Annotated in this window: 17 protein-coding genes and 1 tRNA gene; 8 read left to right on the top strand and 10 right to left on the bottom strand. The window is 53.5% G+C overall.

Annotated features, from left to right (window positions below; genetic code table 11):
- Window positions 1-29: 29 nt before the first annotated feature.
- The gene (locus R5H23_RS10805; protein WP_086633309.1) at window positions 30-1517 is read right to left on the bottom strand and encodes a sugar porter family MFS transporter; all 1488 of its coding nucleotides are present in this window, start codon (window positions 1515-1517) and stop codon (window positions 30-32) included.
- Between the two features lie 137 nt (window positions 1518-1654).
- Between R5H23_RS10805 and R5H23_RS10800 the strand changes: the two genes are divergently transcribed.
- Entirely contained in the window at window positions 1655-1783 is a 129-nt protein-coding gene (locus R5H23_RS10800) for a hypothetical protein (protein ID WP_276514055.1), read from the top strand.
- Here R5H23_RS10800 and R5H23_RS10795 read toward each other — a convergent pair.
- From R5H23_RS10795 to R5H23_RS10780, 4 genes are read right to left on the bottom strand one after another with little or no spacing between them, the layout of a single operon-like run.
- Complete coding sequence (locus R5H23_RS10795) at window positions 1776-2582, bottom strand: metal ABC transporter permease (RefSeq protein WP_317215421.1); 807 nt, start codon at window positions 2580-2582, stop codon at window positions 1776-1778. The two genes, R5H23_RS10800 and R5H23_RS10795, sit on opposite strands and share 8 nt — an antisense overlap.
- A complete protein-coding gene (locus R5H23_RS10790; protein WP_317215420.1) occupies window positions 2569-3234 on the bottom strand; it encodes an ATP-binding cassette domain-containing protein in 666 nt (221 codons plus the stop codon). The genes R5H23_RS10795 and R5H23_RS10790 overlap by 14 nt, the downstream gene beginning before the upstream one ends.
- Window positions 3218-4072 carry a metal ABC transporter solute-binding protein, Zn/Mn family gene (locus R5H23_RS10785; RefSeq protein ID WP_211515630.1) on the bottom strand — a complete coding sequence of 285 codons (855 nt, stop codon included), beginning with the start codon at window positions 4070-4072 and terminating at the stop codon, window positions 3218-3220. Before R5H23_RS10785 ends, R5H23_RS10790 begins: the two co-directional genes overlap by 17 nt.
- 57 nt (window positions 4073-4129) lie before the next feature.
- Window positions 4130-4546: a lytic transglycosylase domain-containing protein gene (locus R5H23_RS10780; RefSeq protein ID WP_086633305.1), complete on the bottom strand. Its 417-nt coding sequence runs from the start codon at window positions 4544-4546 to the stop codon at window positions 4130-4132.
- Between the two features lie 99 nt (window positions 4547-4645).
- Between R5H23_RS10780 and R5H23_RS10775 the strand changes: the two genes are divergently transcribed.
- Window positions 4646-5131, top strand: coding sequence for an aminoacyl-tRNA deacylase (locus R5H23_RS10775; RefSeq protein ID WP_211508055.1), 486 nt, complete (start codon window positions 4646-4648; stop codon window positions 5129-5131).
- A 119-nt stretch (window positions 5132-5250) separates the two neighbouring features.
- Here R5H23_RS10775 and R5H23_RS10770 read toward each other — a convergent pair.
- Window positions 5251-5326: transfer RNA gene (locus R5H23_RS10770), tRNA-Ala, on the bottom strand.
- A gap of 91 nt (window positions 5327-5417) precedes the next feature.
- On the bottom strand, window positions 5418-6029 hold the full coding sequence (locus R5H23_RS10765; protein WP_317215419.1) for a Maf family protein: 612 nt from the start codon (window positions 6027-6029) through the stop codon (window positions 5418-5420).
- A 353-nt stretch (window positions 6030-6382) separates the two neighbouring features.
- On the opposite strand from R5H23_RS10765, the gene hemE reads away from it, so the two are divergent.
- Genes hemE through hemJ form a run of 3 tightly spaced genes read left to right on the top strand, consistent with a single transcriptional unit; the run spans window position 6383 to window position 8576 of the window.
- A complete protein-coding gene (gene hemE / locus R5H23_RS10760) occupies window positions 6383-7432 on the top strand; it encodes a uroporphyrinogen decarboxylase (protein ID WP_203548072.1) in 1050 nt (349 codons plus the stop codon).
- Complete coding sequence (locus tag R5H23_RS10755) at window positions 7429-8133, top strand: HAD family phosphatase (RefSeq protein WP_317215418.1); 705 nt, start codon at window positions 7429-7431, stop codon at window positions 8131-8133. The genes hemE and R5H23_RS10755 overlap by 4 nt, the downstream gene beginning before the upstream one ends.
- The gene (gene hemJ / locus R5H23_RS10750; RefSeq protein WP_369826506.1) at window positions 8133-8576 is read left to right on the top strand and encodes a protoporphyrinogen oxidase HemJ; all 444 of its coding nucleotides are present in this window, start codon (window positions 8133-8135) and stop codon (window positions 8574-8576) included. The genes R5H23_RS10755 and hemJ overlap by 1 nt, the downstream gene beginning before the upstream one ends.
- 26 nt (window positions 8577-8602) lie before the next feature.
- On the opposite strand, the gene R5H23_RS10745 is transcribed toward hemJ, so the two are convergent.
- Together R5H23_RS10745 and R5H23_RS10740 are read right to left on the bottom strand one after the other, a co-directional pair.
- On the bottom strand, window positions 8603-9574 hold the full coding sequence (locus R5H23_RS10745) for an SDR family oxidoreductase (protein WP_317215417.1): 972 nt from the start codon (window positions 9572-9574) through the stop codon (window positions 8603-8605).
- Window positions 9574-10176, bottom strand: a complete 603-nt coding sequence (locus R5H23_RS10740) for a DedA family protein (protein WP_198150526.1) — start codon at window positions 10174-10176, stop codon at window positions 9574-9576. Before R5H23_RS10740 ends, R5H23_RS10745 begins: the two co-directional genes overlap by 1 nt.
- 149 nt (window positions 10177-10325) lie before the next feature.
- Between R5H23_RS10740 and R5H23_RS10735 the strand changes: the two genes are divergently transcribed.
- Both R5H23_RS10735 and R5H23_RS10730 read left to right on the top strand, forming a co-directional pair.
- Window positions 10326-12242 carry a prolyl oligopeptidase family serine peptidase gene (locus R5H23_RS10735; protein WP_317215416.1) on the top strand — a complete coding sequence of 639 codons (1917 nt, stop codon included), beginning with the start codon at window positions 10326-10328 and terminating at the stop codon, window positions 12240-12242.
- A 245-nt stretch (window positions 12243-12487) separates the two neighbouring features.
- Window positions 12488-13534: an aldo/keto reductase gene (locus R5H23_RS10730; protein WP_317215415.1), complete on the top strand. Its 1047-nt coding sequence runs from the start codon at window positions 12488-12490 to the stop codon at window positions 13532-13534.
- A gap of 38 nt (window positions 13535-13572) precedes the next feature.
- On the opposite strand, the gene R5H23_RS10725 is transcribed toward R5H23_RS10730, so the two are convergent.
- A complete protein-coding gene (locus R5H23_RS10725; RefSeq protein WP_317215486.1) occupies window positions 13573-14868 on the bottom strand; it encodes an MATE family efflux transporter in 1296 nt (431 codons plus the stop codon).
- A 300-nt stretch (window positions 14869-15168) separates the two neighbouring features.
- Between R5H23_RS10725 and flgE the strand changes: the two genes are divergently transcribed.
- A complete protein-coding gene (gene flgE, locus R5H23_RS10720) occupies window positions 15169-16428 on the top strand; it encodes a flagellar hook protein FlgE (RefSeq protein ID WP_202206888.1) in 1260 nt (419 codons plus the stop codon).
- Window positions 16429-16440: the final 12 nt, after the last annotated feature.

The following is a 16440-nucleotide window of genomic DNA, read 5'->3' as shown; positions in this document are numbered from 1 at the left end:
GCATGTTTCCCTTCAAAAAGGGAAAGCTATCATGCAGCGGAACGTGCGTCCTCTTCATCCTCTTCCGGCACAATACGCTTGTTGTCGCGAGTGGGCCGGAAACGGTTTTCCACCAAGGCGTCTTCAATATCTTCGAGAGAAGCACCGGATGTTTCTGGGACGAAGAAAAAGACAAAGATAACTGAAGCCAGATTGACGAGGGCATAGAACCACATCGTCCATGTCAGACCAATGCCCTCTGCCATCGTAAGAGCCGTGCTGGTGACGAGCAGGTCAGCCCCCCACAGGGTAGCGGCATGCAGGGAGGTCGCCTGTCCACGCATGGACAGCGGGAACATCTCAGCACCCAGCAACCAGCCACAGACCTGAATGCCACCCGAGTTGAACATCATAAACAGCAGCAGGAACGCTACGATCAGATATGACCCTGCACTACCTGCGGCAGGGTGCAGCATGAACATGATACCTAGGCCAACCAGCGAGAGTGCTGCCCCTGGCCCCATGATCAACATCAGACGACGACGACCAATCCTGTCCACAAAGAGACAGCCGAGAATGGTCATGATGCAATAAACGATCGCAACACCCAGCGATGCCCAGAGCGCTGAAGAAGCTCCGAAACCAGCATCATTCAGAAATGTCGGGGCGTAGTAGATCATCATCTCCAGGCCACCACACTGGGTAAAGAATGCTACACCCAGTGCTGCGACGAGGGCTGGTCGAACCCAGGGCTGGAAAAGACCGTGCCATCCCCGGTTCTCCTGCTTGATGCCCTCTGCATTTTCACGAATGGCCTCAACTTCTTTGCGAACTGCCCTTTTTGTGGTGCGGATACGGCTAAGGTGAAGAATGGCATTCTTCATGCCTTCATTCTCAGCAGACCAGCGCGGGCTCTTTGGCATGAAGAACATGGATACAAAGACAAGGAAAGCCGGTATGGCGGCAATCCCCACCATGGGGCGCCAGCCCCAGTTCGTGCGCTGTGTAAGACCGATGATATTGGCAATCAGAATACCGAGGCCGATCGCCACGTTAAACATCGTCACAAGGCTTCCCCGCCGTTCTTGGGGGGCCAGCTCCGAAATATACATCGGCACAACCTGTGTGGAACCGCCGACGGCAAGTCCAAGCACAAATCGTGCAGCAATGAGGCTCCATACATCCGGCGAGAAAGCGCACGCTGTCGCGCCAAGGACAAAGACACCACTCACGAGACACGTTGTGGTGCGCCGTCCGAATTTCTCTGAGAGAGACCCGGCCACAAAGGCGCCGAATACTGCTCCAAGAAGAATAGCCGAAGCGACGCTTTCTTTCATTGTAGAGTTCAGATGAAAATCATCGCCAATCAAAGGCAATGTGCCGGAGATGATGCCTGTGTCGTAGCCGTAGAGGCCACCGCAGATTGCAGCAACCATGGCTGCAAGCATCAGGATCAATTTCGCGTTCGGTGAGACCTCAACCTGTGAGAGGTCTATCTTTTCACGAGCAGGTCGAGATGTTTTTGTATCATTTGGCATAATGACATTAACATATCGCAATCTATTCAGTTTTTCCGCATTTTTCTATTTTTTTGAAAATTAAGTGAGCTTCCACTTATTGTGGCCACGAAAACCAGAATTCTATATGAATATCAGGACTGCTCCGGAGACCTTCTATGCTGACGCCCACACCCGATACCACCCGTGATGTGCCCTATATTTCTGGTAGAATCCTGATCATCATGCACATCTGTATCGTTGCTTTCATCGTGTTCGTGCACTGGTTTGCCGGATCTCTTAATTAGTCCTCAGCCTCGTCCAGAGGTTCGCCAATCCATAAAAAATCCCTGCTCCCAACCCAATCCAGAATGGAATGGGGATATCCGTTATCCAGGACAGCATCAGACCACCCCAGGACAGGACAAGAGCGAGCAATACGGAAACCAGTAGTCCTATCGCCGGGCATAGCCCTAGCCTCAATGCCGTAGCCGCCGGACCAATCATGAGACTGAAGGCCAGCAATGCTCCGGAGACTTCAGCACATGCTGAACAGGCCAAAGCTGCTACAGCCATAAATCCAAGGGACGTCAGGCGCACAGGAACACCACGTGCACGCGCCACTTCTGGCGTCAGGCTCGAAAACAGAAGCGGCCGCCCAAGAAAAACCAGCCCCAACAGACAGAGGACCGTCACTCCAGCCAGAATGAACAGCGTCGGAGTGTCAATTCCGAGCACATCCCCAAATAGCAGTGTCGTCGCCATGCTGGAGGCTCCGTTGGCCTCATGCAGGAACCAGGTGCCCAAGCCAAGGCTGGCAGCAAGCACAAGGCCAATCGTGCTGTCTCTCTGAGGGGGAATTTTACCGCGTCCCTCACCTTCGCTTCCTATGGCAAGGCCTGCCAGAAGGCTGAAAGCAATCATTCCAAAGAGAGGCGAAACGCCAAGCCAGACTGCCCCTGCGGCTCCACTGAAGCCAATGTGGGACAGTGCATGGGCTGCAAAAGCCTGTCGCCGCAGGCTCAGAAACCATCCCACAGTTCCTGCGAGAACAGAGACGAGCGTGCATCCCAGAAATGCATGCCGCATGAATTCAAATTCGAACATGCAACTCGCCATTTTCCAGAGCCAGAACGCGCGTTACTTTTCCTTCCAGCGCGGCAGTTTCATGAGATGTCATAAGAATTGAAACGCCAAGGGTCTGGGTGAGTGATACCAGCAGGGCAACAATCTGCTGCTGTGCGTCATGATCCAGAGCGGCAAGGGGTTCGTCCAGAAGGAGCAGACCCGGTTGACCGGCAAGTGCCTGTGCCAGACAGACACGCTGTCGCTCTCCCCCTGACAGATGTCCCAGAGGTCGTTTTGAAAAAGACAGCGCTCCAGTCAGGGCAAGAAGCCTCTCGGCCTCCCTTTTTCTTTGACCAAAATGAACAGGCACGCCCCAGCGCGCACCATCCATGGCAGCCATCACATGACTGATCGCCGGGATCATGAGAGCCGCATCGCTCAAGCCCTGCGGCATATATCCAATGCGTTCACAGGCCATTCCGGGGGAGAGGCCATCAATCAGGATCTGTCCTTTCTCAGGCCTTACAAGATCCAGACAGGCCCGCAGAACAGTCGATTTTCCTGCACCATTTCGTCCTGACAAAAGCGTAATGCCTTCAAGAGGGACGGTCAGGGAAACCTGATTTAAAACACGTGTCTGGCCTGCACAGAGGGTAACATTCTCAAGAACAAGGTTATCGGGACTGGCCATCAAGTGCCTGCTGAACGGACTGAAGGATCGACGAGACCCAGTCTTGCCATTGCTGGCTGACAGGGAGCGTCTCTCCTATCATAACCAGCGGCAGACCGCTGCCCCTGGCCCGCTCTACCATACGGTCAATCTGTGGAGACCTGACGGCAGGATTGACGATTAGAAATCTGATCTGTCTGCTGTCTATTGCGGTTTCCAGTTGGGCCACATCACGCGGCGACGGTTCGCTATGATGCATGACTGACAGGGCAAACCCGGGGTCAATGATCCTGAGTCCCATCGTCTGGATCAGATCAGCTCCCACCGGTTCCATGACACCGATGATAGTCCCGTCGTATTTCTGCCTGATGACTGCTGTCTGGCCAGACAGAGCATCAACCTGAGTCAGAAAGCTCGTTAGGCGGCTACGAATATCCGTCTGATCCAGGCCCCGCGCTATAAACGCGTCCGCCACGGCTGAGGCCACTTTACGCACGGCGTTCAGATCGAGGAACAGATGCGGATTATCCCCTGCGCGCCATCCAGCTTCTTCTGCTGCAATAATCCGTGTTGCTGATGAAGGAGAAAAATGAACTGCCCAGTCATCGTAGGTCGCGCCATTCAGAACGATGACGCTGGCATGAGCCATGTTCCGCGCCATGGATGGCGTTGGCGTCAATTCATGGGGATCGATGCCCGGAGTTGAAATTAAAGACTGTGTCTGGACGGCCGGTCCACCAATCTGCGCTGCAATATTACACCAGGCTGCCTCAACGCAGACCACAGGCAACGGAGCAGCATACGCAAAAGGCGCAGTCAGAAGCGAACCAGCCAGAAACAGGGTTCGGACACAGCGCATGAGTTTCCCCGGACGGATGGAAAGGAAAAACGTTATAAGATAACATTCTTCCTTTGGCTATCCTCGGGACGGCGGCCTTACGTAAAGTTCGGTTGCTGCGGCAAGAACCTTACGCTGATACGCCATATTCAATGGCACGGTCCGCGAATGGTAATCTCCAATGGCACGCATGAGATTCCCGTGTTCATTATCCAGAGCGGTGCGCAGGATCATCGCAGCGGCAGCAACATTAAAACAAGGCTCAAGGGCCAGTCGCGTTGCAATCTGGGCAGGGCTCTGGTGCAGCATGGATGAAATAGGAAGGATCCAACGCGAATTGATCTGCATGAGACCAATATCCACTGATCCATCCTTATTCTGGCTAACCTTGCCCATCACTCCCCCCTCAACCCGCTGAATTGCCGGAAGAACACGGGGAGGAATGCGATAATGCAAAGCCGAAGCAAGCATACAGGCTAGGAAACCAGCGGCCATGAAACCCTGTCATCTTTATTAAAGAAGCTCATAGTCTAGCATCCCCTGACCCTACCTGCCATCCTGGCACAACAAGCCGAAAGAATAAGAGCAACAGGAATGAACACACAGGATACTTCCGCAACCCTGACCTTGGATGCTCTGTCCATACCCTATCAGCGTCGCATTTATGACTATGATCCATCCGCCGGGAAACTAGGTATCGCCGCCGCCAAAGCTCTGGGTCTTTCCCCGGATCATGTTCTCAAGACCCTGATGGTGCAGATTGACGGGCGCCCTGCCTGTGTTGTCCTGCCTGCTGATCGCGAGTTGGATTTCACACGGGTCGCAGCAGCATTTGGGGGAAGAAAAGCCAAAATGCTCTCTCGCCCGGAGGCAGAACAGCGGACAGGGTACAAGATTGGCGGTGTAAGCCCATTCGGCCAGCGCAGTATTGTACCAACAGCGTTTGATCAGAGTGCAATGGATGGCCCTCCTGTCGTCATCAATGGTGGAGACCGAGGCCTTCTTCTGGAACTTGGACCGGAAGATGCTCTCATAGCGACGAACGGTCTGGTCGCAGACCTCGTTCGCCCCCTGCCCTGAATTTGGACACAGACCTGATCCTTCATATTGAAAGGGCAAGGTCTGATCCGGCGATACGCGCTTCGTGTGTAAAAACACAAAAATCGTGGAGCAGAAATTTCAGATTTTTTGGGAGAAACTGGTGGAGCCAATCGGGATCGAACCGACGACCTCCTGAATGCCATTCAGGCGCTCTCCCAACTGAGCTATGGCCCCACGTGTTTCATCTACAGCCCCTTTGGGGTGGAGCCGGATGAGCGCGGTATATAAGGATGTTTTCATCGTGACAAGCCATAAAAACACTTTTTCAGGCTAGAATCACGTTCTCCTGACGCAGCTTCTCAAGAAGCGAAAGCCGTGGAAGTCCAAGGATAGCATCCTGATCGCCTAAAATTTTGGAAAAGAGCTGAATACCCAAGCCTTCCAGCCGATAAGCTCCTACGCAGGACAGTATCCTGTCTCCCTCTTCCTCTAGATAGAACTCCAGAAATTCATCGGAAAAGGGGCGCATCGTCATTTGAGGAGTAGCGAGTGTCTCCCAGATTTTCTGTGTGCCCCGATACAAAACGACAGCCGTCTGAAGGATATGCGTGCGGTTTCGAAGGTATTTAAGATGCGTCTTCGCCTCACTGAGATCCTGCGGCTTCGCAAAGGCTGTTCCGTCCAGATCGAGGATCTGGTCAGCCGCGATAATCAGACTGGTGTCCGGCGATACGTCGGCCGCAAGCCTCGCTTTGGCATCCGCAAGAGCCAAAGCCGTGTCTCCCAGAGATTTTCTTTCACTTTCACACTGCTGGCGCAAAGCCTCTTCATCCAGATCTACCGGTCGAACCTGAATGATCAGACCACTCTCTTCCAGAAGTACTCGCCGGGCACTCGAGCCACTTGCGAGGATTATGGAATTATTGAGCAAGGTCATAAGATGCGACTCCAAACTATCGACGGCGAGCACGAGTACCAGTACTGCGTATGACCCGGTGAAAAGATTGTGTCAGTACTGGGGTACATGGGGACAGTACTTGAAGTTTGCGGGAAGGTACCGAGTACCGTGGATTGTTGGGTACGCCCCCAAATTTTGGGGGTTGTACACAGGGGGTCTGTGAGCAAATCGGGATAGAATCCTGCACCCCCTTGTCCACTGCGGGTTTTGCAGTTGTACACAGTGTGAGTAAGACGGGGTACATTTTTAGAGAGCCGGGTACCCCGGTATCCACAGGGATCATCCTATCCTCCAGGATTTCTTTCTTATTTCTTTCATGGTTAGTGAGCGGCATGAATTCGGAAAACGCACCCCTCTCCCCATCCTCGAAACCGCTCCTGAGAGCTCTCAAGGGTGAAGCTGTCTGGCCCCCGCCGGTCTGGCTCATGCGGCAGGCAGGGCGTTACCTTCCCGAATTTCGTGCCATGCGTGACAAGGCTGACTTCCTGACACGCTGCATGACTCCGGACATGGCTGAAGAACTCACCCTTCAGCCGATCCGCAGGTATGGAATGGACGGAGCAATCCTGTTCTCGGACATTCTCATCCTGCCCTGGGCAATGGGTCAGTCCCTTGAATTCATTGATGGTCGGGGCCCGGTTCTTGGCGCCATTCGTTCTCAGGCAGATCTGGAAAAACTTGATCCCAAGCGTGTACAGGACGCCACGGCACCTGTTCGGGAAACACTCTCGCGACTGAGTAAATCACTCCCAGATGTCACGACATTGCTCGGCTTTGCTGGTAGCCCATTTACGGTCGCCTGTTACATGGTTGAGGGCGGCGGATCGCGGGATTTCGCCAATACCCGCAAAATGATGCAAACTGATCCAGCGCTGTTTGATCGTCTGATTGAAACCCTGACGATCAGCACGGCAGAGATGCTTTGCGGTCAGATTGAAGCAGGCGCTGAAGCTGTCATGCTCTTTGATTCCTGGGCTGGAATTCTCCCTCCCAACGCGTTTCGTCGCTATGTGATTGAACCTACCCGGCAGATCGTGCGTCATATCCGGGAGAAGCATCCGAATACGCCGATTATCGGTTTCCCGCGCCTCGGAGGGATCATGATACGCGAATACGCAGAAAAGACCGGGATCAATACGCTGGCGCTCGATACAGTGGCTGATCCGGCACAGATTGCGGAGCTGGTACCAAACGTGACGCTACAAGGGAATATGGACCCGATGGTCCTGTTTTCTGGCGGTGAGGCCATGGTGCGTGAAGCTCAGGGGATCCGGGACGCGCTTCGTGGGCGTTCGCATGTTTTCAACCTGGGACACGGCGTTATGCAGCACACGCCGCCTGAAAACGTCGGTGCCCTCGTTGAGGCGGTGCGCGCGATATGACCACGGCTCTGGATGCAGCAGGCCAGCTGAAACTGGTCATCTTCGACTGTGACGGTGTACTCGTGGACAGTGAGCGTGCGTCCTGCCGGGCCACAGCAGAGTTTGCTCGGTCCCTGGGTCTTAAGATTTCAGACGATGAGGCTCATGACCGGTTTTCAGGTAAGGCACTCTCTCAGGTCGTGAAGGAGCTGGAGCACGAAACAGGACGTGTTCTGCCTGAAAATACGGCACTCAAAATGAGGGAAAATCTTGTACGTCTGATGCAGAAAATGGCAGAACCTGTAGAGGGTGCGCCAGAAATGCTGCATGGAATACGTGGTTTGCAACTGCCGTTTCGTGTTGGTTCGAACTCGTCTGTCGTTGAGATGGATGCCAAGTTTGAACGGACACAGATGACCATGTTTTTCCCGGAAAACCGGGTCCATTCAGCAAATGACATGGATGAACCGAAGCCCTCTCCTGAGGTTTATCTGTACGCTGCAAAAGCAGAAGGTGTTCTGCCAGAAAACTGTGTTGTGATTGAGGATAGTGACACGGGTGCTGAAGCCGCCCGGCGTGCTGGTATGAGTTGTGTGCTTCTTCGTTCAGAAGGCCTCCCTCTGCCGACATTTTGGCCAACGCCAGGCTTTGTCAGAATCGGTCATCTTTCCGAACTGGTACCGCTGCTTCGCAAGACACTTCAAAGCCAGAAAGACAACTGATGGACTTTGTTGTTGATCACCTGAGTTGGTTCCTGTCCCTCCATATCATGGCCTTCACGGCCTGGATGGCGGGGACATTCTATCTGCCACGCCTCTACGTGTACCATACCCAGACAACGCCTGGTACTGCGGAGAGCGAACGTTTCAAAATCATGGAACGCAAGCTTCTCCGTCAGATCATGACGCCTGCGATGATTGTTACCGTGCTTGTGGGAGGGATGATGTCGTCTGTGCCGGGTCTGGTGGACTGGAACAGCGGCTGGTGGTGGACAAAAGTGATTTGTGTTCTCGGCCTCATGGGGTTTCATGGGGCATGCAGCAAATGGCGTCGTCTGTTCGCAGAAGACCGTAATCCGCATTCCGAGAAATATTACCGGATCGCAAATGAGGTACCGACCATTCTCATGGTGATCATTGTCATCATGATCATGGTTCGGCCCTGAGACACGTAGCCTGTAAAGAGACGGCCTTAGAGAAGGCCGTATTTGACGCCAGTCATTTCTTCAGAAATTGCCCAGAGGCGTTTTGCAAGCGTATGATCTGACGCAGCCTCTGGCAGCCCGGCGTCACCCGGGAGACCGGTTCTTTCTCCCTTGCCCTGAGGCCCGTAATAACCCCCGTCCTGCGCTTCAGGAGACGCCAGAGCATAGAGAAGGGGCCAAGCCCCCTCCTCCACTGTCTGCCCCATCATATGAAACACGGGGCCGGCAAAGCTTCGGGCAATTTTACGACCCCAGCGGCCAACGGGGGTACCATTCCGATCAAGCGAGCCGTTATTGGAGACAATATCGCTTGCCGCCCAGCCGGGATGAGCAGCCCGTGAATGAATGGGCCAGGGAGCTTTCTTGGCCCGGCGGTCTAGTTCCAGAGCAAAGAGCAGATTTGAAAGTTTACTCTGCCGGTAACGTGCCATCGGATTGTAGCGGTGCCGGGCATTCAGATCACCAAACGGAATTTCACCCTTCAGGGCAGCAAGAGACGCGACAGTCATGATCGTCGCATTGCCCGCGGCTAACAGAGGGAGCAGCCGTCCGGTCAGAGCAAAGTGACCAAGGTGGTTGGTACCAAACTGAAGTTCAAACCCGTCTTTTGTGGTGAGCCGGGATGCAGGGCCCATGATGCCAGCATTATTGGCAAGAAGCTGAATGGGGCGTCCCTGCTCGCGCAAAGCGGTGGCGAAAGCTGCAATAGATGCCAGTGAGGCAAGATCCAGCACTTCAAAGCGGCCCTGCACACTTGGAACACGTTCATACAGGCGATTAAGAGCCGCCCTGCCCTTTTCCAGGTTACGCCCACTCAAAATGATGGAAGCGCCACGTTCAGCCAGTCCACAGGCAATTTCGAAACCCAGACCGCCTGTGGAGCCCGTAATGAGCGCAGTCTGACCATCCAGACGATTCAGATTATCAAGAGACCAGCTGATCTGGGAAAGACGGGTCATCAGTGTTGTCCTTTTTCGTGGGCTCCGGCGGCTGAGCGCTTTTCATCTTCTTCAGCCTGTTTCATGGCTTCTTCGGTCAATCGCTTCTCGTTTTTTTTGAGAAAGAGAAACGCTCCTCCCAGACAACAGGCTCCTACGACGGCCAGAGCAATTCCAACCGGCCCAGTGATCTTTTCAATCTGCTTACCGAGTTCATAAGTGATGAAGGCATAGCCTCCAGCCCAGAAGAGACCGCCCAGCGCGTTGAAAAAAAGAAACGAATGCCAGGGCATTCGGTTTGCTCCAGCCAGAAGGGCCACGAACACGCGCAGAACAGCGACGAAGCGTCCAAGGAAGACAACAATCCCGCCGTGTTTGCGAAAAAGATAGCGACCGAGCATCAGGCGCTCATCAGTCAATCCGACTTTCTTGCCGTGTTTCTTCAGGATGCTGTAGCCAAAATGGTGGCCGAGCAGATACCCGAAATTATCGCCCATGATGGCGCCTGTCACAGCGGCAAGGGCAATCCATCGAATCTCGAGATGATGCGTACTTCCTGCATAGAGGGACGCAGCAATGATGATGCTTTCCGCTGGCAGTGGCAGGCCCATGCTTTCCAGCATGACTGTCACGCCGATAACGCCGTAGCCATATTCCTGGAGCAGGTGATCGAGAAATTGCGTGAGATGAAACAGTGTCGTGATCCTGTGCGAATATGGCGGAAGGCAAAACCGCCAGCTACGATATTAGGACATCAGACACGGGATGAAAAATGACTGAGCTTTGCCCTCCTCACGTAGCCGGAAACTGGCCCTCCTGGGTTGGCCCTGAACTCGTGGCTGGCCGCACTCTTTCTTTCTCTGAACTCAGAACGATCGAAGACTGGGTATTCTGGCAGGAGACCCGACCAGAAGAGCAAGGCCGCACTGTGATCGTCGGACGACGTCACGATGGAACACTCGTAGACCTGATACCGCCAGAGAGAACCGTCGGAACCCGTGTTCACGAATATGGTGGAGGAGCGTGGGATGTCCGCCTGAAAAACGGATATCCGGAAGTCGTTTTCAGTGACCGAAAGGTCGGCGGCCTGTGGTTCAGCAACAGAGAAGGCACGTTTCAGGCGTTATCTGACGATCGTGCACCGGAAATGCGTTATGCTGATCTGACATGGGATACAGCCGGAGACGGTGTTTTCTGCGTTCGTGAAACGCATGACGAAGGTCTGCCAACAGCGGCGCTTGTTCATGTATCACACTCGGGCCAGGAAACGGTTCTGGTAGACGGGGCTGATTTCTATGCAGCCCCTCGCCCCTCGTTGGATGGTGCCTCTCTGGCTTGGTTCTCCTGGCAGAATCCAGAGATGCCGTGGACAGTCACCCGACTGTATGTGGCACCTATTGACCGAACCGGCCTCAAGCTTGGACGAGCCACAGATCTGAGTGGTCAGACACCCTGCAGCATTATTGAACCGCGTTGGGGGGCAGATGGTAGCCTCTATGCGACATCAGATGCTCAGGGCTGCTGGACGCCTGTTAAATTCGTGCATGATCAAACGGAATGGAAAAAGCAGTTTTTCCCAGAGGCTGGAGCTGAGATTGGTCTGCCGCATTGGGTCTTCGGACAAAGAACACTCACGCCACTGCCTGACGGTCAGCTTCTCGCATTAGGAATTCGGGAAGGCCTCACTGGCGTTCTGCTCTTTGCAGATGGACATTGGAAAACTGTTCAGATGGGAGCGCCCGTCAACGTTCCAGAGCGTCTGTCGAACGGACAGTTTGTCTGGATTGATGCCCCCGAAAACGCTCCACCTGCTTTGGCTATTGGTGACATGGATGGGAATTTCGAGCGTTTTCGCCCAAGTGTTGTGCTGCCTGATACGATTACGTCTGACGACATCGCCAAGCCTTCTTTGTTTTCCTTTCCAACCGCGGATGGATCGAAGGCATATGCGCTCTTCTATGAACCTGCGAGCAGCACGTCGCATCTAAAAGAAGGAGAAAAACCGCCTTTGGTTGTTATGGCTCATGGCGGTCCAACAGGGCGTGCCGATTCAGGCTTTGCTTTCAAAGTGCAATGGTGGACTTCCCGCGGTTTCGCTGTTCTTGATGTCAATTACCGCGGTTCAACAGGGTTTGGTCGCAAATATCGGGAGGCCCTAAACGAACAATGGGGTGTTGCAGATGTTGAGGATTGCCTTACTGGTGTTCAGTCCCTGATTGAACAAGGACTGGTTGATCCAGCACGCTGCGTTATTCGCGGAAGCAGTGCAGGAGGCCTGACGGTTCTGTCTGCGCTTGCACAGTCTGATCTCTTTGCGGCAGGCGCCTCTCTTTATGGCGTTACCGATCTAAGGGCCTTGGCAGCAGAAACGCATAAATTCGAAGCACGCTATCTGGATGGTCTGATTGGGCCTTATCCCGAAAAGGAAGCTGTGTATCTGGAACGTTCTCCTCTTACACATGCGGAGAAAATTTCCGTTCCTGTCCTGTTCCTGCATGGCGGTGCTGACAAGGTGGTGCCTCTCGCACAGGCTGAAGCCATGAGAACAAAACTGGCACAGTCTGATCTCCATGTTTACCCGGACGAAGGTCACGGTTTTAGAGCCCGCGAAGTTGTCGAAGATGCTCTTGAGAGAGAGCTGAGATTTTACCGAACTGTTTTTGCCACATCCGCTGATCCGGCCTTATGAATAAAGAAATCAAAATAGAAGACTTTATAAAAATTCGATTTTATTCCGGAATGGTATGTTTGAATGTTCTGAATAAGAAACATTCAATTGGACAGAATGAAATTGCTTTGTCGCGGGCAGCGCAAACATGCATGCCCTGCCCTTGCGTTTGATCCCGGCACAGGAGAGACTCAGCTTAACCGGTTGCGCATTTAACTGTTGGATGCGCAACCTGACATCCAAAAAATCATCTCATCGGACCTTCTATGAAACATCGCAAACTTGGACGCACCGGTCTTCAGGTCAGTGAAATCTGCCTGGGCACAATGACTTTCGGTCAGCAGAATACGGAAGCCGAAGGGCATGCACAGCTCGATATGGCGCTCGATCAGGGGATCAACTTTATTGATACTGCTGAACTTTATTCCATTCCCCCGCGTGCTGAGACCTATGGCGCGACTGAGACCATTGTTGGAAGTTGGCTAAAAGCTCGCGGCGGCCGTGACAAACTTGTTATTGCGAGCAAAGTTGTTGGACGCAGTTCTTCACCGTGGTTTCGGCCCGGCGGTGAGGAAGCCCGTTTGACGCCAAAGCAGATTCATTATGCAGTTGAAGGCTCTTTGCGACGTCTGCAGACGGACTATCTTGATATTTATCAGCTCCACTGGCCCGACCGTAAAATCGGGTTGTTTGGTGAAGGCGGCACGACGTTTCGGGACGTGCCGGCAGCCAATGAAGTTCCGATTGCTGAAACTCTTGGCGCATTAGGTGATCTGGTCGCACAAGGTAAAATCCGTCATGTCGGTGTTTCAAACGAAACAGCTTGGGGAGTCTCACAATTCCTTGCGGCTTCGCAGAATGGTCTTCCGCGGCTGGCATCCATTCAGAACGCCTACAATCTCATTAACCGGACGTTCGAAATCGGTCTGGCAGAGATGTGCCTGCGGGAAGATGTCGGGCTTCTGGCCTACTCCCCGCTGGCTCAGGGATATCTTACGGGGAAATACCTGAACGGGGCACGCCCTGCTGGCGCACGCACTACGCTCTTTAATCGTGGTCAGCGTTATGAGAAGCCCGGTGTGGATGTTGCTATTGAGGCCTATCATGCATTGGCCCGTGAGGAAGGACTGGATCCGGTTCAGTTGGCTGTGGCTTTTGTAACGTCGCGTCCGTTCGTGACATCCAATATCATTGGGGCCACCAGCACGGATCAGCTTCAGACAATTCTGGATTCAACCCGTCTACACATCACGCCTGAACTGGAAGCCAAGATCAACGCCATTCACCAGGTGCATTCGAACCCCGCTCCCTGAGTTTTAACGATGCAGGCATGATCTCATGCCTGCGTCTGTCAGGGAGCGGGGTGCGGCCCGAGCCGTCCAATGACGCGGAAAGCTGTCAAAACTGCAAACGTGCCAAAAATAACGACACCCAGAGACTGCCCAACGAGAATACCAATAGGGCCATAAGCTGAGCCAAACCACACAAACGGGATGGTTCCCAGTGTGGCGCGTCCCCAGTTGAAGCCGGTTGAGTAGAAAGGGTGCCCAAGGTTGTTGAACGCCGTATTGGCGACAAATAGCAGCCCGACGAACATATAACTCAGGACCAGCCAGCAACAGAACAGGCGTACGATTTCCGCCCCAATACCCTGAACGTTGAAAAGCTGGAGAATGACATTGTGCCCGGCAGCAAGAACAAACCAGGTGGTTCCAACACAGAGCGCAGTCAGCTTCAGTGCGGCCATCAGGGCTTCACGCACCCGATCAAATTGTTGGGCACCAAGGTTCTGCGCCATGATGGGTCCGACAGAACCTGTCAAAGCAAAAACCAATGAAAACGCAACAGGCACAATGCGGTCGATAGTTGCCTGTCCTGAAACAGCATCCAGTCCAAACTGTGCCATGGCATGAGTTACGAACAGTGCGCCTGTTGGTGTGGCGAGATTGGTTGCAATCGCCGGGACCGCAATGCCGCCAATTTTTCGCATCGCAGGCTCAAAGGCTTCTTTCTTTGGCCATTCCAGCATGGCGTGCCCCCGAAGGTTCAGGAAGCCGCTCGCTGTAATGGCACATCGCGCCAGAATGGTGCTGATGGCTGCACCTTCCAAACCTAGATGCAGCACAAAGATCATTAAGGGATCCAGCAGAGCTGAAACAAGCGCACCTGTCAGGGTAATGCGCATGGACCGTTTGGCATCACCAACTGCGCGCAACAGAGCTGACAGAGCCATTCCCAGGCACACTAATGGAAGAGCTGGCGATACTATGTGCAGGAAGGTCGCCGCGTTTTCCAAAGCTGCTCCCTGAGCGCCAAGCAGCCTGAGAAGTGGCGTGGCAAATACTGCCGTGAGCATTCCGAGAACAGCCGCGATGCCAACCATGACAGCAATGAAAGCAGATGCGAGACTTCGGGCCTCCGCATGCTGGCGCGCACCGATCAGACGACCAATGCAGGCGCCAAGTCCAATGGTCATGCCAATGGAGACTGAAATCTGCAGAAAGCTTAGAGACGTCGCAAAAGCGATAGCGGCCGTCAGGGCAGAATCATGCAGGTGGGAGATGTAGAAGTAGTTCAGAAGATCGACAGCAAAAACTGCCATGAGGCCAATGGCCCCAGTTCCCGCCATGGTGATGACATGACGCATGATGCTGCCATGCACGAATCTCGCCGGCTTTATGGGAGAATCGTCAGGAATTCTGGGCTTGGATGGGTCATCTGATGGTACTGGCATGTCGGCATATACTGCCTCGTCCCGTGACAAAGAACCAGTGCCTGAAGTGCTTTGTTGGCAAGGTTTTCTGTCTGCCAGAAAGGAAAGGGAGCGTGGGAGGAAGAAGGAGGTTTTCCGAGAGTGTAAGGGTTTCGTTAACGCATGATGTGGAACTGTCAGGTCAGATAACACCCGGGCGTGAGGCCCGAAGCCTAGTTTCTGCCGGAGTCCGCCATGTCGATCATCAATTCTCTCAACACGGCTGTCAGTGGCCTCAATTCCCAGTCACATGCTTTCAGCGATCTCTCCAACAACATCGCGAATAGTCAGACGACAGGATATAAAGCTGCAACAACAAGCTTTGCCGATTATGTGACGAGCAATGATCTGGCAAGCGACGGGGAGTCACTGAGCGACAGTGTGGCTGCGACAACCAGGCAGCATACTGACAATCAGGGTATGGTTGTTTCCTCCACAAATACGCTGGCGCTCGCAATTTCAGGCAACGGATTCTTCAACGTTGTCCAACCCACGGGAAGCACGACGTCCAGCACAGCGCCGACGTTCAGCAGCCAGCAGTTTTATACGCGAAATGGTGACTTCTCACAAAATAACCAGGGATATCTGGTCAACACTTCGGGTTATTATCTGGAAGGGTATCAGGTGGGTTCAGAGGGTGCTTTGAGTAGCACTCTGTCACCTATAAAAATCTCTGATTCCGTCGCATTTCAGCCAACCAAGAGCACAACCGTTTCTCTGTCTGCTGCAATCGGCAGCACCTCTGGGGCAGAAGGTACCAATACATCTACGGCAACAGCCTATGACAGTAAGGGAAATGCTCAGGAGGTGAGCCTGAACTGGAACCAATCCTCCACGGATCCCTTGGTTTGGACTGTCAGTAATTCAGCAGATTCGAGCAATTCAGCCACAGTGAAGTTTAACAGTGATGGTTCTCTGGCGTCTGTAAATGGAGCGTCCCAGTCTACGGGTTCAGCGGCAACCTTTTCATATACGGGGCTGCCGCAGGATATGACCGTCAATCTGGGAACCATCGGGAGCACGTCCGGTGTGAGCCTGGCAACAGACAGCAGTAATTATAGCACCAATCCCACAATGACGACGGACAGCGTCACAAGCGGTACCTTCACGGGTCTGTCTATGCAAAGCGACGGGTCTGTGATGGCGACATTTGATAATGGGCTTTCTCAGCTTCTTGCAAAAATACCACTCTCGACGTTCGCAGACCCTAATGGGCTCTCTGCCCAAAACGGACAGGCATATACGGCAACGGCATCATCTGGTGCACCGACAGTCAATGCAGTGAACACGAATGGGGCAGGGACGCTCAGCACCAGTTCCACTGAAAGCTCAACGACGGATCTGACCAGCGATCTTACCAAACTTATTGTCGCGCAGCAGGCTTATGGAGCGAATACAAAAATCGTGACCACTGCAAATCAGCTTTTGCAGACCACTTTGGCGATGATTCAGTAAGGCCGGGTGAGG

This window comes from Gluconobacter sp. GP1 (genome assembly GCF_032913585.1).
Lineage (GTDB): Bacteria > Pseudomonadota > Alphaproteobacteria > Acetobacterales > Acetobacteraceae > Gluconobacter > Gluconobacter cerinus.
This window is presented reverse-complemented; position numbering and strand designations above follow the sequence as displayed.

What these genes read in the sequence shown, in the direction of transcription:
- R5H23_RS10800 (WP_276514055.1), top strand. Translation starts at nt 1,655, where the DNA reads ATGCTGACGCCCACACCCGATACCACCCGTGATGTGCCCTATATTTCT.
- R5H23_RS10725 (WP_317215486.1), bottom strand. Translation starts at nt 14,868, where the DNA reads ATGCGTCATGTCATCACCATGGCGGGAACTGGGGCCATTGGCCTCATG.
- R5H23_RS10805 (WP_086633309.1), bottom strand. Translation starts at nt 1,517, where the DNA reads ATGCCAAATGATACAAAAACATCTCGACCTGCTCGTGAAAAGATAGAC.
- R5H23_RS10730 (WP_317215415.1), top strand. Translation starts at nt 12,488, where the DNA reads ATGAAACATCGCAAACTTGGACGCACCGGTCTTCAGGTCAGTGAAATC.
- R5H23_RS10795 (WP_317215421.1), bottom strand. Translation starts at nt 2,582, where the DNA reads ATGTTCGAATTTGAATTCATGCGGCATGCATTTCTGGGATGCACGCTC.
- R5H23_RS10765 (WP_317215419.1), bottom strand. Translation starts at nt 6,029, where the DNA reads ATGACCTTGCTCAATAATTCCATAATCCTCGCAAGTGGCTCGAGTGCC.
- R5H23_RS10740 (WP_198150526.1), bottom strand. Translation starts at nt 10,176, where the DNA reads ATGCTGGAAAGCATGGGCCTGCCACTGCCAGCGGAAAGCATCATCATT.
- hemE (WP_203548072.1), top strand. Translation starts at nt 6,383, where the DNA reads ATGAATTCGGAAAACGCACCCCTCTCCCCATCCTCGAAACCGCTCCTG.
- hemJ (WP_369826506.1), top strand. Translation starts at nt 8,133, where the DNA reads ATGGACTTTGTTGTTGATCACCTGAGTTGGTTCCTGTCCCTCCATATC.
- R5H23_RS10755 (WP_317215418.1), top strand. Translation starts at nt 7,429, where the DNA reads ATGACCACGGCTCTGGATGCAGCAGGCCAGCTGAAACTGGTCATCTTC.
- R5H23_RS10735 (WP_317215416.1), top strand. Translation starts at nt 10,326, where the DNA reads ATGACTGAGCTTTGCCCTCCTCACGTAGCCGGAAACTGGCCCTCCTGG.
- R5H23_RS10790 (WP_317215420.1), bottom strand. Translation starts at nt 3,234, where the DNA reads ATGGCCAGTCCCGATAACCTTGTTCTTGAGAATGTTACCCTCTGTGCA.
- R5H23_RS10745 (WP_317215417.1), bottom strand. Translation starts at nt 9,574, where the DNA reads ATGACCCGTCTTTCCCAGATCAGCTGGTCTCTTGATAATCTGAATCGT.
- R5H23_RS10775 (WP_211508055.1), top strand. Translation starts at nt 4,646, where the DNA reads ATGAACACACAGGATACTTCCGCAACCCTGACCTTGGATGCTCTGTCC.
- R5H23_RS10780 (WP_086633305.1), bottom strand. Translation starts at nt 4,546, where the DNA reads ATGGCCGCTGGTTTCCTAGCCTGTATGCTTGCTTCGGCTTTGCATTAT.
- flgE (WP_202206888.1), top strand. Translation starts at nt 15,169, where the DNA reads ATGTCGATCATCAATTCTCTCAACACGGCTGTCAGTGGCCTCAATTCC.
- R5H23_RS10785 (WP_211515630.1), bottom strand. Translation starts at nt 4,072, where the DNA reads ATGCGCTGTGTCCGAACCCTGTTTCTGGCTGGTTCGCTTCTGACTGCG.